Here is a 13,585-nt window from a genome sequence, read left to right on the forward strand (position 1 = left end):
CTCCCATCCCGAGCCGCCCCGCGCACAACCCTGATCCAAGGGTGTTCGACCCAATAATAATCCGCGTCCAAACGCGCAATGACCGTCAGGGATACCGCCATGAGCACCACCTATAACGAGGCCGCGACCGCCGCCCCGACCAACTCGACCGCACGTGTCGCCACCGCGAGCATCGTCGGCACCGCCATCGAGTTCTACGACTTCTATATCTATGCCACGGCTGCCGCGCTGGTGATCGGGCCGGTGTTCTTTCCGCAGACCTCCGGTACCGCGCAGATGCTGGCGTCGTTCCTGACCTTCGGTATCGCCTTTATCGCGCGCCCGCTGGGCTCGGCGCTGTTCGGCCACTTCGGCGACCGCATCGGCCGCAAATCGACCCTGGTGGCCTCGCTGCTGCTGATGGGTGTGTGCACCACGCTGATCGGCTTGCTGCCCGGTTATGACAGCATCGGTGCCTGGGCACCTATCCTGTTGTGTGTGCTGCGCTTCGGCCAAGGCCTGGGGCTTGGCGGGGAATGGGGCGGTGCAGCGTTGCTGGCCACCGAGAACGCACCGAAAGGCAAGCGCGCCTGGTTCGGCATGTTCCCGCAACTGGGCCCATCGATCGGATTCCTGGCGGCCAACGGTTTGTTCCTGATCCTGACGATGAGCCTGAATGACGAGCAGTTCCGCAGTTGGGGCTGGCGCATCCCGTTCATCCTCAGCGCAGCCTTGGTGATGGTCGGCCTGTATGCGCGCCTGAAGCTGCATGAAACCCCGGTGTTCGCCAATGCCGTGGCGAAGGAAGCCCCGGTGAAAGTACCGTTGGTGGAGCTGTTCAGCCAGCATTGGTTGCCGGTCCTGCTGGGCGCCGCCTCGATGGTGGTGTGCTACGCGCTGTTCTACATCACCACGGCTTTTTCCCTGAGCTACGGCGTTTCGACACTGGGCTACAGCCGCGAGACGTTCCTGGGGTTGCTGTGCTTTGCAGTGCTGTTCATGGGCCTGGCCACACCGTTGGCGGCCTTGGCCAGTGATCGCTACGGGCGCAAGCCGGTGCTGATCGTCGGCGCGATCCTGGCGATTCTGTCGGGCTTCACCATGGAGCCATTGCTGACCCACGGCTCTACCTGGGCCGTGGCGCTGTTTTTGGCCCTGGAGCTGTTCCTGATGGGCGTGACCTTCGCGCCGATGGGTGCGCTGTTGCCGGAATTGTTCCCGACCCGCGTGCGTTATACCGGGGCTTCGGCGGCGTATAACCTGGGTGGGATCGTGGGCGCTTCGGCCGCACCGTTCTTCGCGACCAAGCTGGTGGCGATGGGTGGGCTGAGTTATGTCGGCGGGTATGTGTCGGCGGCGGCGTTGCTCAGCTTGATTGCGGTGCTGTGCCTGAAAGAGACGCGAGATAATGATTTGAACAGGGTTGCCTGATAAACAGCTATCGGGGGCAAGCCCTAATGCCAGTCAGTTAAGGCTTTTTGTAGGAGCGAGCTTACTCGCGAAAAACTCACAGGCGCCGCGTTCATTCAGGAAGCACGCGTTATCGTTGACGTTTTTCGCGAGCAAGCTCGCTCCTACAAGAGGCGATGTACGCTTAACTGACCGGCATCAGGGCAAGCCCCCGATGCTTTTAGAGCTCTACAACAACCGCTTGGGAAGCACGGGTCGCCTTGGCCCGCGCAGCCTCGATCGACTCATCCCGCGCCAACGCCACGCCCATGCGGCGCTGGCCATTCACTTCTGGCTTGCCAAACAGACGCAACGCCGTGTCCGGCTCGCTCAAGGCCGCGCCGAGGTTGGCGAATGCGGTCTGGGTCGACTGCCCTTCCACCAGAATCACCGCCGAAGCCGAAGGCCCGAACTGACGGATCAACGGGATCGGCAGGCCGAGGATGGCGCGCGCATGCAGGGCAAACTGTGACAGGTCCTGGGAAATCAGGGTCACCAGGCCGGTGTCATGGGGGCGCGGCGACACTTCGCTGAACCACACCTGATCGCCTTTGATGAACAGCTCCACGCCAAACAGGCCACGACCGCCCAACGCCTCGGTCACTGCCTTGGCTACACGCTCGGACTCGGCCAGGGCAATCGGGCTCATGGCTTGCGGCTGCCAGGATTCCTGGTAGTCGCCCTTCTCCTGACGGTGGCCGACCGGCGCGCAGAACGTGGTGCCGCCGATGTGACGCACGGTCAGCAGGGTGATTTCGTAGTCGAAGTCGATAAAACCTTCGATGATCACCCGGCCTTTACCGGCACGCCCGCCTTCCTGGGCGTAGTCCCAGGCTTTCTGCACGTCGTCGACGCTGCGCAGCAGGCTCTGGCCCTTGCCCGACGAGCTCATCACCGGCTTGACCACGCAGGGGAAGCCCAGATCCTGGACGGCCTTGCTGTAGTCTTCGAAAGTGTCTGCGAAGTGGTACGGCGAGGTCGGCAGGTCCAGCTCTTCGGCGGCCAGGCGACGGATGCCCTCACGGTTCATGGTCAGCGACGTGGCGCGGGCGGTCGGGATCACGGTGAAGCCTTCGGCCTCCAGCTCCACCAGGGTCGCGGTGGCGATGGCTTCGATTTCCGGCACGATGAAGTGCGGTTTTTCCGCTTCGATCACCGCACGCAGGGCGGCACCGTCGAGCATGTTGATCACATGGCTGCGATGGGCAACCTGCATGGCCGGCGCGTTGGCGTAGCGATCCACGGCAATCACTTCAACGCCCAGGCGTTGCAGTTCAATCACCACTTCCTTGCCCAGCTCACCGCAGCCACACAGCAAAACGCGGGTCGCGGTTGGCGACAATGGAGTTCCGATTCGGGTCATCTCAGGTCCTCAGGGGAGCGGATCATGGGGAGAAAGGCCGGCATTTTACATGAACTGTAAAAATTGGCCTCAGTTGGCGACGGCCCGCTTGCGCATGCGCCAGGCCATGATCAGCCACACCGCCGTGACCCCGGCGAACTTCGACGCCAAGGCGGTGCCCACCACGGCAGGGGTGAGCGCACCGATCAGGCCGAAGAAGATAAAGGTATCAAGGGGAATGCTCAGCGCCGAACTTATCCACAGGCGGTCGTGGAGCGGGCGCTTGGTGATGCTGAACACCAGCCAGTCGATGCATTCCGACACCGCGAATGCCGTGGCGCTGGCCAGGGCGATGGAGGGGTCGGAGGTGATATACGACAACACCAGCGCCGCCAGCATGGCGATGATCGCCCCATGGCCGAAGCGGGTCTGCACCATGTCGCGCAGGATAAACACCAGGCCGCCCCAGGCCGACCAGATGACATCCAGGTGCGGGGCGGTGGAGAAGGCGAAGTTGATCAGCACGACACTGCTGATGTAGGCGATCAGGAAGAGCATGGGGCGAAGGACCTGTGAACAAGGGGCACAGGGTACTTCACATTTGGAAATATGTCGTCTGGGCGGACCTCATCGGGGGCAAGCCCCCTCCCACACTTAATCGCGTTTAGTCTGTAGGAATGCGGTCAAAATGTGGGAGGGGGCTTGCTCCCGATGGCGATCCATCAGGCGCCGGATTTACCAGAAGCCATAAACACCAACCCACCCGCCACCGCCCGCTCATGACACAAGCCCAACACCACCCGCCGCTCGGCGTTGTCCATGCGGCTCCAACGCGTAATCTCATCCACTGTGCGCTGGCAGCCGGTGCAGATATCGTCATCATCCAGCGCACAAATACTCACGCAGGGCGAGGCAACAGGTCGTTCAACTGCACTCATTCTTCCTGCTCTGCCAGATCCCGCGCGTAACGCTGGGCGTTATGCACATAGTGCGCAGCGCTGGCTTCCAGCATCCGCTTCTGTGCGTCGGTCAATTCACGCACGACTTTGCCCGGCGAGCCCATCACCAGGGAGCCATCGGGAATTTCCTTGCCTTCACCGATCAGCGAGTTGGCGCCGATGATGCAGTGCTTGCCGATCTTGGCGCCGTTGAGGATCACCGCATTGATACCGATCAGGCTGTAATCGTCGACCGTGCAGCCGTGCAGCATGGCGTTATGACCGATGGTCACGCCGGTGCCCAGGGTCAGCGGGTAGCCCATGTCGGTGTGCATCACGCTGCCGTCCTGGACGTTGCTGTTCTTGCCGATCAGGATCAGCTCGTTGTCGCCACGCAGCACTGCGTTGAACCAGACATTGGCGCCCTCCTCCAGCTTGACCTTGCCCACCAGCGTGGCATTCGGCGCCACCCAGCTGTGTGGATGGGTCTCGACGCGGGCGTCGCCCAGGCGGTATTTCATGGTTTTCCCTCACGGCTGGCCGTTCAAACGACGGCTTAGGTATTGATGAAGCTCTTGGGCGGCTGGTGCAGGCTGATCTGGGCGTCGTCATAAAGCAGGTTGATCAACTCGACGATCATGATTGCCGTCAGGCCCCAGATCTTGTATTCGCCGAAGCGATAACTGGGCACGTACCAACTGCGGCCCTGGTAATCGATGCGGTGGGTATGTTCGCGCGGGTCCTGTCGGAAAAAATCCAAAGGCACGCTGAAGACAGCGGCAATCTCGGCATCGTTGGCCAGGTATTCGACGTAGTCGGGGATCACCCCCACATAGGGCGTGACCCGGATGCCGTGCAGGGAGATCAACGGGCTCAGCGGGCCGATGACTTCCACCAGGCCGGGGGGCAGGCCGATTTCTTCTTCGGCTTCACGCAGGGCGGTGAAGATCAGGTCCGGGTCTTCGGGGTCGCGGCGCCCGCCGGGAAAGGCCACTTCGCCACCATGGGTCGACAGGCCGCTGGCGCGCAGGGTCAGGATCAGCTCAGGTTCGTCACTGCGGGTAATCGGCACCAGCACCGCGGCCTCGGGGAAACGCCCGTCGGTTTCCAGCGTGTGGGGGGTGTGATTGCTTACCCGGCGAAGTAGCTCGTCCAGCATGAGTCATCTCGGTCTGTTGGCTACCTTGCATCATGCACCAAAGCCGCCGGGCGCCCAACCCCAAAACCCGGAGCATGTCGCTAAACGACAACTTGCAGGGCCCTGCCAGCCAAGCCAAGATAGACGCACTTTCCAGGAACCCCCAGCATGAATTTCTGCAGCCAGTGCGGTAAACCGGTTACCCAGCGCATTCCCGAAGGCGACGCCCACCTGCGTTTCGTGTGTGATCACTGCTCGACCATTCACTATCAGAACCCCAATATCGTCGCCGGCACCCTGCCGGTATGGGGCGATAAAGTGCTGCTCTGCCGCCGCGCCATCGAGCCGCGCCTGGGTTACTGGACCCTGCCCGCAGGCTTCATGGAGAACGGCGAGACTGTCGAACAAGCCGCCGTGCGCGAAACCCTGGAAGAAGCCTGCGCCCGGGTGCGCAACCTGAGCATCTACACCCTGATCGATGTGCCGCATATCAGCCAGGTGCATATCTTCTACCGTGCCGAACTGGTCGACCTGGACTTCGCCGCAGGCCCCGAAAGCCTCGAAGTGCAGCTGTTCGACGAGGCGGACATCCCTTGGTCCGAGCTGGCTTTCCGCACGGTCGGGCGTACCCTAGAATACTTTTTCGCTGACCGCCGCCAGCAATCATTCCCGGTGCGCAGCGAAGCCGTGCCACCTCTTTCTTCAAAGCCCGCCCAATAACCATTCGGCAGCTCGTCGCCACAGGGATACCGTTTTAATGCGTTGGTTGCTTGCTCTGATCTGCCTGTCGTTCGCCACGCTTTCGCCGGCCTCTACCGTGGAAACCCTGGGCGGCAAGACGGTCGAAAAAGTCCTGGTGCTCAAGTCCGCCCACCAATTGCAGTTGATCAACGACGGCAAGCCCCTCAAGACCTATCGTATTTCCCTGGGCAAGAACCCCAAGGGCCACAAGCTGATCGAGGGCGACCGCCGCACGCCGGAAGGCCTGTACTGGATCGACTGGCGCAAGACCAGTGACCGCTACTACCTGTCCATGCACATCTCCTACCCGAATATCAGCGATGCCGCCCGCGCCCGCCGCGAAGGGGTGAAGCCCGGCAGCATGATCATGATCCACGGCACGCCCGACACCGAAGAGTACCCGGAGCAGTGGTTTCACACCCTGGACTGGACCGACGGCTGCATTGGCATGCGCAACGTCGACATGCGCGAAGTCTGGAACCTGGTCAAGGACGGCACGCTGATCGAGATCCGCCCGTAAATCTTCGACCGTTCGTAATTTAATTAAAAAATCTTTCCCTCCTCCGCCCAGGCCTGCCGGTGAATACCAGTTCATCGCGCGGGCTGCGCACTTCTGCGCGCGATAAAGACCTCTCTAATACCACTTGATACCAGGCACCATTAAGGCGCCCTGAAACCGGTACTCGCACCGTTTTGGCAGCATTGACATGGTATTTAAGTGGTATTAGCTTCCGGCCAATACCGGGCGACAACACTCCAATAACCGCATCGGAAACCTCATAGATGAACCCCATCCTGACGCTGCGTCCCGACGACAAGCAATCCACGCCGCTGTACCTGCAATTGGCCCGCAACCTGGAAGCGGCGATCCATGCCGGCCAGTGGAAATCCGAACAGGCCCTGCCCTCGGAGCGCGCCCTCAGCGAACAGCTGAGCATTTCGCGGGTGACCGCCCGTAAAGCGCTGGAAGTGTTGTTCGCCCAAGGCCTGATCCGCCGCAGCCAGGGCTCCGGCACCTTTATCACGCCACGCCTGGAACAGCCGCTGTCGCGCTTGTCGGGGTTCAGCGAGATGTTGCGTCTCAAGGGCTTTGTGCCCAGCTCCCAATGGCTGGAGCGCGAGATCACCCCGCCGACCCATGAAGAACTGATCCGCCTGGGCCTGTCGCCGACCGACAAGGTCGCGCGTCTCAAACGCCTGCGTAAGGCCGATGACACCGTGATGGCCATCGAGATGACCGCCATGCCCGCCTCGGTACTGCCGCAGCCGCAAGCCATCGGCCATTCGCTGTACGAATACCTGGAAGGCATCGGCAAACCCATCGTTCGCGCCCTGCAACACATCCAGGCGATCAACGCCTCGGACGAATTCGCCAGGCTGGTGGGCATCGCCCCCGGCACCGCCATGCTGCTGATGACCCGGGTCGGCTACACCGCCGACAACACGCCGATCGAAATCACCGACACCTACTGCCGCAACGACTACTACGACTTTGTCGCAGAGCTTCGCCGTTATGACTTTGCCGCCGAGTTGCGGCCTTAGAGAACTGCCCATGTCCGAAGACAATATCCTCACGCCCCACGGCTGGATGCGCGGCCGCCTGGTGCACCAGCACGGCAAGGTCATCGCCATCGAGGGCGAACCTTGCGACCCGGCTGAAAACGACTTGCCCTACCTGCTGCCGGGTTTTATCGACCTGCACGTCCACGGCGGCGGCGGTAAAGACATCATGGAAGGCGCCGACGCTTTCGAGACCATCACCCGCACCCATGTGCGTTTTGGTACGACGTCGCTGTTGGCTACCACCATGACCGCGCCGGTGGATGAAATCTCCAGCGTGCTCGGCCAACTCGGCCGCTTCTGCGAGCAGCGTCCTACGGGCAGCGCCCGGGTACTCGGCGTGCACCTGGAAGGCCCCTACATCAACCCGGGAAAACTCGGCGCGCAGCCCAACTTCGCCCACACCGCCTTGATGGCCGAAGTCGAAGCCTACCTGCGCCTGGCGCCGATCCGGGTGATCACCATCGCCCCGGAAATCGCCGGCCACGACGCCCTGATCCGCGCCCTCAGCGAGCGCGGCGTGCGCATGCAGATCGGCCACACCCTGGGCAGCTATGAAGAAGGCGTCGCCGCCCTCGCCGCCGGCGCCACCAGCTTCACCCATTTGTACAACGCCATGAGCCCGTTGCATCACCGCGAACCGGGCATCGTCGGCGCAGCACTGGCCCACGCCAAGTACGCCGAGCTGATCCCGGATCTGCTCCACGTGCACCCCGGCGCCATGCGCGTGGCCCTGCGCGCGATCCCGTGCCTGTACTGCGTCACCGACTCCACCGCCGCCGCCGGCATGCCCGACGGCGAGTACAAGCTGGGCAGCCACACCGTGACCAAATGCCTGGGCGGCGTGCGCCTGGCCGACGGCACCCTGGCCGGCAGCACCCTGACCATGGATCAGGCGCTGCGCAACCTGGTGAAAATCGGTCTGCCCATCAGCGAAGCCTCACAACGCCTGTCGCAATTTCCGGCGGACTACCTGGGCCTGGAACAACGCGGCCGCCTGCAACCCGGCAGCTTTGCCGACTGCGTGCGCCTGGACCGCTTCCTGCACCTCACCGACGTCATGGTCGAAGGAGAAACCATTGTCTTCAAAAATGCTTGAAGAGGCCTTGGCCTCCGGTGACGCCGTCGCGGCGCAACTGCAACGCCTGGGCCCGCTGCTGGAAGAAGTCGCCGGCCGCCTGCGCCGCCAGCCGCCGCAAGTGGCGATGACCATTGCGCGGGGCAGCTCGGACCACGCCGCCAGCTACTTCGCCTACCTGGCCATGCAGCATGTTGGCATCCCGGTGGCGTCGTTGCCGATGTCGGTGGTGACCTTATTGCAAGCACCCATGAAAGTCAGCGGTCAGGTGGCGTTCGGTTTCTCCCAGTCGGGGCAAAGCCCGGACCTGGTCAACAGCCTGCGCCTGCTGCGCAAGCGTGGCGCCTTGAGCATCTCGCTGGTCAACGCCGAAGACTCGCCGCTGGAAGCCGCCTGCGAATTCCATGTGCCTCTGTGCGCCGGGCCGGAACTCAGCGTGGCCGCGACCAAGAGCTTTATTGCCACCCTCAGCGCCAGCGCGCTGTTGATCGGCCACTGGAACCAGGAGCCCGACTTGCTGCAGGCCTGCCAGGCCCTGCCCGAAGGCCTGCGCGAAGCCGCCGGGCAGGACTGGACGCCCGCCATCGAGGCGCTGCGCGGTTGCCAGCAACTGATGGTGATCGGCCGTGGCGCCGGTTTTGCCATCGCCCAGGAAGCGGCGCTCAAGCTCAAGGAAACCTCGGCGATCCAGGCCGAAGCCTTCAGCAGCGCCGAGGTACGCCACGGGCCGATGGCCTTGATCGGCGCGGACTACCCGCTGCTGGTCTTCGCACCACGGGGTGCCGAGCAAGCCGGCTTGTTGAGCCTGGCCGCCGATATGCGCCAACGCGGTGCCCGCGTGCTGCTCGCAGCACCGGACGATATCGCCGAACGCGACTTGACCCTGAGCCGCGCCGAACACCCGAGCCTGGACCCGATCCTGGCGATCCAGAGTTTCTATGTCATGGCGGCCGGCCTGTCCGTCGCCCGAGGCCTGGACCCGGACCAGCCGCGCCACCTGAGCAAAGTTACCCGCACTCACTGAGTCGCGCTTTCCTGATGAGTACCGTGCCCATGCCCAACAACAATAATGAACTGACCCTCAACGCCCCCCTCAGCGGGCCGTTACTGGCCCTGGGCAACGTGCCTGACGACGTGTTCGCCAGCGGCGCCCTGGGCGACGGCATGGCTATCGACCCGCTCAACGATTGCCTGCATGCGCCGTGCGATGGTGTGGTCATCCATGTCGCCCGCACCGGCCACGCCTTGACGATACGCGCCGACAACGGCGCCGAAGTGTTGCTGCACATCGGCATCGACACGGTCGAATTGAACGGCGAAGGGTTTGCCCTGCTGGTCAAGGACGGCGCACGGGTCAGCAATGGCCAGGCGCTGGTGCGCTTTGACCTGGACCGTATCGCCCGCCAGTGCAAAAGCCTGGTCAGCCTGATCATTCTCACCAATGGCGAACACTTTGAACTGCGCCCGCTGGCCGCGAAATCCGTCAGGCTGGGCGATCCCCTGGTGCAGGTTGTGCCGCGTGCGAACGCAGCGCAGCAAACGGCGGTGGATAACGCCGTCGCCGAAGCCAGCGCCAGCGTGCGCGTGACTCACCGTGGCGGCCTGCACGCACGGCCGGCGGCGTTGATTCGCAAGACCGCCCAGGGTTTCAGCAGCCAGGCGCTGGTGCACTTCGGCGCCAGGTCGGCCGCCTGCGACAGCCTGATCGGCCTGATGGGGCTGGGCATTGGCGAAGGCGACGAGGTGCGCGTGAGCTGTCGCGGCAAGGACGCCGAGGCCGCGCTGCAGGCGCTGGTCGCGGCCTTGTCCGCCGCCGTCAAGGCTGAACCCCACGCACCGGTCGTCGCCATGCCACGCCGGACAACCACGGAAGTTGATGTGTTGCAGGGCGTGTGCGCGGCACCGGGCCTGGTCTGCGGGCCGTTGTTTCGGCTGGCCGGTATCGAGTTGCCGTCAGACCCCGGCCATCACGTCACTGACGAACAACTGCAACGCCTGGACGCAGCCCTGGAGCAGGTGCGCGGTGAAATCCGCAGCACCCTGGACCAGGCGCGCCAACGCAAGGCCGTCGAAGAAGAAGAGATTTTCGCCGCCCACCTGGCCCTGCTTGAAGACCCCGCCCTGCTGGACGCCGCCACCCACGCCATCGAACACGGCAGCGCCGCCACCCACGCCTGGCGCGATGCGATCCAGGCGCAGTGCGCGGTATTGCTGGCCCTGGGCAAGCCGCTGTTCGCCGAACGCGCCAACGACCTGCGCGACCTGCAGCAACGGGTCCTGCGCGCATTGTTGGGTGAAGCCTGGCATTTCGACTTGCCTGCCGGGGCGATTGTCAGTGCCCATGAACTGACCCCTTCGGATTTGCTGCACCTGAGTGCGCAACAGGCTGCCGGGATCTGCATGGCCGAAGGTGGCGCCACGTCCCACGTCGCCATCCTGGCGCGGGGCAAAGGCTTGCCGTGTGTCGTCGCGTTGGGCGCTGAGGTACTCGATGTGCCGCACGGCCAGCGCGTGGTACTCGACGCCGGCAACGGCCGCCTGGAACTGGCCCCCAGCGCGGCGCGTCATGCCGAAGTCCACCGGATCCGCGACGCGCAGACACTGCGTCGTCGGCAGCAACAGGCCCAGGCCCAACAACCGGCGCAAACCCGCGATGGCGTGAACATCGAAGTGGCCGCCAATGTCGCCTCCAGCGCCGAGGCCCAGGTGGCCTTTGAAAACGGCGCTGATGGCGTCGGCCTGCTGCGCACCGAGTTCCTCTTCGTCGACCGCCGCACCGCGCCGGATGAACAGGAACAATGCCACGCTTATCAAGCCGTGCTGGACGCCATGGGCGACAAGTCGGTGATCATCCGCACCATCGACGTCGGTGGCGACAAGCAGCTCGACTACCTGCCGCTGCCCGTCGAAGCCAACCCGGTGCTGGGCCTGCGCGGTATTCGCATGGCCCAGGTGCGCCCTGAACTGCTCGATCAGCAATTGCGCGCCCTCCTGCAAGTCAGCCCCTTGCAACGCTGCCGCATCCTGCTGCCGATGGTCAGCGAAGTCGACGAACTGCTGCAGATTCGCCAGCGCCTGGATGAGTTGTGTGCAGAGCTGGAACTGAGCCAACGCCCCGAGCTGGGGGTGATGGTCGAAGTGCCCGCTGCGGCGCTGATGGCCGAACAATTGGCCGAGCACGCGGACTTCCTGTCCATCGGCACCAATGACCTGTCCCAGTACACCCTGGCCATGGACCGCGACCATGCCGGCCTCGCCGCGCGTGTCGATGCGCTGCACCCGGCGCTGTTGCGGCTGATCGCCCAGACCTGCGCCGGTGCGGCGAAACACAAACGGTGGGTCGGCGTGTGCGGCGCCCTGGCGTCCGACCCACTGGCCACGCCGGTGCTGGTCGGCCTGGGGGTCAGCGAACTGTCCGTCAGCCCGCCGCAAATCGCAGAAATCAAGGATCGCGTCCGCCACCTGGACGCGGCGCAATGCCGGCAACTGAGCCTTGACCTGCTCGACCTGAGCAGCGCCAAGGCGGTTCGCCAAGCCTGTCAACACCACTGGCCGCTGAGCTGACAACAACAAGAAAAAGGAGACCCGCCATGTACCCATTATTTATCGAAGGCCTGCAACGCCTGGGACGCGCGCTGATGCTGCCCATCGCCATCCTGCCGATTGCCGGCCTGCTGCTGCGATTGGGTGACACCGACCTGTTGAACATCGCGGTGATGCACGATGCCGGGCAGGCGATTTTCGCCAACCTGGCGCTGATCTTCGCCATCGGCATCGCCGTGGGCTTTGCCCGTGACAATAACGGCACGGCGGGACTGGCCGGGGCGATTGGCTACCTGGTGATGATCTCCACCCTCAAGGTGATGGACAGCAGCATCAACATGGGCATGCTCGCCGGTATCGCCAGCGGCCTGATGGCCGGTGCGCTGTATAACCGCTTCAAGGACATCAAGCTGCCGGAGTACCTGGCGTTCTTCGGCGGGCGGCGGTTTGTGCCGATTGTCACCGGGTTCTCGGCGGTGGCGCTGGGGGTGATCTTCGGCCTGATCTGGCCGCCGATCCAGCACGGCATCAACAGCTTCGGCGTATTGCTGATGGAGAGCGGCAGCTTCGGCGCGTTCGTATTTGGCGTGTTCAACCGCCTGCTGATCGTCACCGGCCTGCATCATATCCTCAACAATATGGCGTGGTTTGTGTTCGGGACCTTCACCGACCCCGTCACCGGTGCCGTCGTCACCGGCGACCTGACCCGCTATTTTGCCGGCGACCCCAAAGGTGGCCAGTTCATGACCGGCATGTTCCCGGTGATGCTGTTCGGCCTGCCCGCCGCGTGCCTGGCGATGTACCGCAACGCCCTGCCGGAGCGGCGCAAGGTGATGGGCGGGATCTTCCTGTCCATGGCCTTGACGTCGTTCCTCACCGGGGTGACCGAGCCGATTGAATTCGCCTTCATGTTCCTCGCGCCGTTCCTGTACCTGATCCATGCACTGCTCACCGGCCTGTCGATGGCGGTGACCAATATGCTGAATATCCACCTGGGCTTTACCTTCTCCGGTGGGTTTATCGACATGGTGCTGGGCTGGGGCAAATCCACCAATGGCTGGCTGGTGATCCCGGTGGGCCTGGCATACGCGGCGATCTACTACAGCGTGTTCAGCTACTGCATCCGCCGCTTCAACCTGAAAACCCCGGGTCGTGAGGATATCCAGGTGGCACAGGCTGAAGCGATGACTGATAACCAGCGCGCCACGGCTTATATCCGGGCCTTGGGCGGTGCGGCCAATTTGCTCAGTGTGGGCGCCTGCACCACGCGCCTGCGGTTGGACATGGTCGACCGCAACAAAGCCGTGGATGCCGAGTTGAAAGCCCTGGGCGCCATGGCCGTGGTGCGGCCTGGCAATGGGGGAAGTTTGCAGGTGGTGGTCGGGCCGTTGGCGGACAGCATTGCCGATGAGATTCGGTTGGCGATGCCAGGGTTTGTGGCCCCCGCTCCCGTAACGGCTGCGCCTGTGGATAAGCCGGCTGCGGTGAATGTGCAGGAGGCCGAACAATGGCTGGCCGCACTGGGCGGTCGAGGCAATGTGCGCCAGCTGGAAGCGGTGGCGATGACCCGGCTGAGGGTGGAGTTGGGCGATGATTCGGTGGTGTCCGAAGCTCAACTGACGGCGTTGGGTTGCCAGGGTGTGCGCCAGTTGGATAGCGGGGTCTGGCACCTGTTGATGGGTGACAAGGCGTCGGGGTTGGGAGAAGCATTGGAGCGCCTGGTTGGTGGTCGTGAGGTAGGCGCCGGGGTATAGAGCTGCGGTGACCGTACTGGCCAATCGCGAGCAAGCCCGCTCCCACATTTTGATCGGTGCCCG

13 protein-coding genes are annotated in these 13,585 nt (G+C 63.6%); 8 read left to right on the plus strand and 5 right to left on the minus strand.

Annotation, left to right across the window (positions count from 1 at the left end; all coding sequences use genetic code 11):
• The first annotated feature begins 99 nt into the window (after window positions 1-99).
• Window positions 100-1,410: an MFS transporter gene (locus J3D60_RS15520; RefSeq protein WP_253491923.1), complete on the plus strand. Its 1,311-nt coding sequence runs from the start codon at window positions 100-102 to the stop codon at window positions 1,408-1,410.
• 199 nt (window positions 1,411-1,609) lie between these two features.
• Here J3D60_RS15520 and purT read toward each other — a convergent pair whose 3' ends face one another.
• The 5 genes from purT to J3D60_RS15545 all read right to left on the minus strand — a co-directional run bounded on the left by purT (window position 1,610) and on the right by J3D60_RS15545 (window position 4,867).
• Entirely contained in the window at window positions 1,610-2,791 is a 1,182-nt protein-coding gene (gene purT / locus J3D60_RS15525) for a formate-dependent phosphoribosylglycinamide formyltransferase (RefSeq protein ID WP_065939222.1), read from the minus strand.
• A gap of 69 nt (window positions 2,792-2,860) precedes the next feature.
• On the minus strand, window positions 2,861-3,328 hold the full coding sequence (locus J3D60_RS15530) for a VUT family protein (RefSeq protein ID WP_092489930.1): 468 nt from the start codon (window positions 3,326-3,328) through the stop codon (window positions 2,861-2,863).
• Between the two features lie 164 nt (window positions 3,329-3,492).
• The gene (locus tag J3D60_RS15535; RefSeq protein WP_027605451.1) at window positions 3,493-3,708 is read right to left on the minus strand and encodes a DUF1289 domain-containing protein; all 216 of its coding nucleotides are present in this window, start codon (window positions 3,706-3,708) and stop codon (window positions 3,493-3,495) included.
• Complete coding sequence (locus J3D60_RS15540) at window positions 3,705-4,229, minus strand: gamma carbonic anhydrase family protein (RefSeq protein ID WP_027605450.1); 525 nt, start codon at window positions 4,227-4,229, stop codon at window positions 3,705-3,707. Before J3D60_RS15540 ends, J3D60_RS15535 begins: the two co-directional genes overlap by 4 nt.
• Before the next feature lie 35 nt (window positions 4,230-4,264).
• Window positions 4,265-4,867, minus strand: coding sequence for a CoA pyrophosphatase (locus J3D60_RS15545; protein WP_015885706.1), 603 nt, complete (start codon window positions 4,865-4,867; stop codon window positions 4,265-4,267).
• Between the two features lie 147 nt (window positions 4,868-5,014).
• Here J3D60_RS15545 and J3D60_RS15550 point away from each other — a divergent pair, with 147 nt between their 5' ends.
• The 7 genes from J3D60_RS15550 to nagE all read left to right on the plus strand — a co-directional run bounded on the left by J3D60_RS15550 (window position 5,015) and on the right by nagE (window position 13,522).
• Entirely contained in the window at window positions 5,015-5,566 is a 552-nt protein-coding gene (locus tag J3D60_RS15550; protein ID WP_253491924.1) for an NUDIX hydrolase, read from the plus strand.
• Window positions 5,567-5,603: 37 nt separating this feature from the next.
• A complete protein-coding gene (locus J3D60_RS15555; protein WP_027605448.1) occupies window positions 5,604-6,107 on the plus strand; it encodes a murein L,D-transpeptidase family protein in 504 nt (167 codons plus the stop codon).
• Between the two features lie 263 nt (window positions 6,108-6,370).
• Entirely contained in the window at window positions 6,371-7,129 is a 759-nt protein-coding gene (locus J3D60_RS15560) for a GntR family transcriptional regulator (RefSeq protein ID WP_065939225.1), read from the plus strand.
• Between the two features lie 10 nt (window positions 7,130-7,139).
• Window positions 7,140-8,246, plus strand: coding sequence for an N-acetylglucosamine-6-phosphate deacetylase (gene nagA, locus J3D60_RS15565; protein ID WP_253491925.1), 1,107 nt, complete (start codon window positions 7,140-7,142; stop codon window positions 8,244-8,246).
• Window positions 8,239-9,249, plus strand: coding sequence for an SIS domain-containing protein (locus tag J3D60_RS15570; protein WP_065939227.1), 1,011 nt, complete (start codon window positions 8,239-8,241; stop codon window positions 9,247-9,249). The genes nagA and J3D60_RS15570 overlap by 8 nt, the downstream gene beginning before the upstream one ends.
• Before the next feature lie 29 nt (window positions 9,250-9,278).
• Window positions 9,279-11,789: a phosphoenolpyruvate--protein phosphotransferase gene (gene ptsP, locus J3D60_RS15575; protein ID WP_253491926.1), complete on the plus strand. Its 2,511-nt coding sequence runs from the start codon at window positions 9,279-9,281 to the stop codon at window positions 11,787-11,789.
• Window positions 11,790-11,815: 26 nt separating this feature from the next.
• Window positions 11,816-13,522: an N-acetylglucosamine-specific PTS transporter subunit IIBC gene (nagE, locus tag J3D60_RS15580; protein WP_253491927.1), complete on the plus strand. Its 1,707-nt coding sequence runs from the start codon at window positions 11,816-11,818 to the stop codon at window positions 13,520-13,522.
• Window positions 13,523-13,585: the final 63 nt, after the last annotated feature.

It is taken from the genome of Pseudomonas sp. S3E17, assembly GCF_024168685.1.
GTDB classification, from domain to species: domain Bacteria; phylum Pseudomonadota; class Gammaproteobacteria; order Pseudomonadales; family Pseudomonadaceae; genus Aquipseudomonas; species Aquipseudomonas marginalis.

What these genes read in the sequence shown, in the direction of transcription:
- J3D60_RS15540 (WP_027605450.1), bottom strand. Translation starts at nt 4,229, where the DNA reads ATGAAATACCGCCTGGGCGACGCCCGCGTCGAGACCCATCCACACAGC.
- J3D60_RS15560 (WP_065939225.1), top strand. Translation starts at nt 6,371, where the DNA reads ATGAACCCCATCCTGACGCTGCGTCCCGACGACAAGCAATCCACGCCG.
- J3D60_RS15520 (WP_253491923.1), top strand. Translation starts at nt 100, where the DNA reads ATGAGCACCACCTATAACGAGGCCGCGACCGCCGCCCCGACCAACTCG.
- nagE (WP_253491927.1), top strand. Translation starts at nt 11,816, where the DNA reads ATGTACCCATTATTTATCGAAGGCCTGCAACGCCTGGGACGCGCGCTG.
- J3D60_RS15530 (WP_092489930.1), bottom strand. Translation starts at nt 3,328, where the DNA reads ATGCTCTTCCTGATCGCCTACATCAGCAGTGTCGTGCTGATCAACTTC.
- purT (WP_065939222.1), bottom strand. Translation starts at nt 2,791, where the DNA reads ATGACCCGAATCGGAACTCCATTGTCGCCAACCGCGACCCGCGTTTTG.
- J3D60_RS15555 (WP_027605448.1), top strand. Translation starts at nt 5,604, where the DNA reads ATGCGTTGGTTGCTTGCTCTGATCTGCCTGTCGTTCGCCACGCTTTCG.
- J3D60_RS15550 (WP_253491924.1), top strand. Translation starts at nt 5,015, where the DNA reads ATGAATTTCTGCAGCCAGTGCGGTAAACCGGTTACCCAGCGCATTCCC.
- J3D60_RS15545 (WP_015885706.1), bottom strand. Translation starts at nt 4,867, where the DNA reads ATGCTGGACGAGCTACTTCGCCGGGTAAGCAATCACACCCCCCACACG.
- J3D60_RS15535 (WP_027605451.1), bottom strand. Translation starts at nt 3,708, where the DNA reads ATGAGTGCAGTTGAACGACCTGTTGCCTCGCCCTGCGTGAGTATTTGT.
- ptsP (WP_253491926.1), top strand. Translation starts at nt 9,279, where the DNA reads ATGCCCAACAACAATAATGAACTGACCCTCAACGCCCCCCTCAGCGGG.
- nagA (WP_253491925.1), top strand. Translation starts at nt 7,140, where the DNA reads ATGTCCGAAGACAATATCCTCACGCCCCACGGCTGGATGCGCGGCCGC.
- J3D60_RS15570 (WP_065939227.1), top strand. Translation starts at nt 8,239, where the DNA reads ATGCTTGAAGAGGCCTTGGCCTCCGGTGACGCCGTCGCGGCGCAACTG.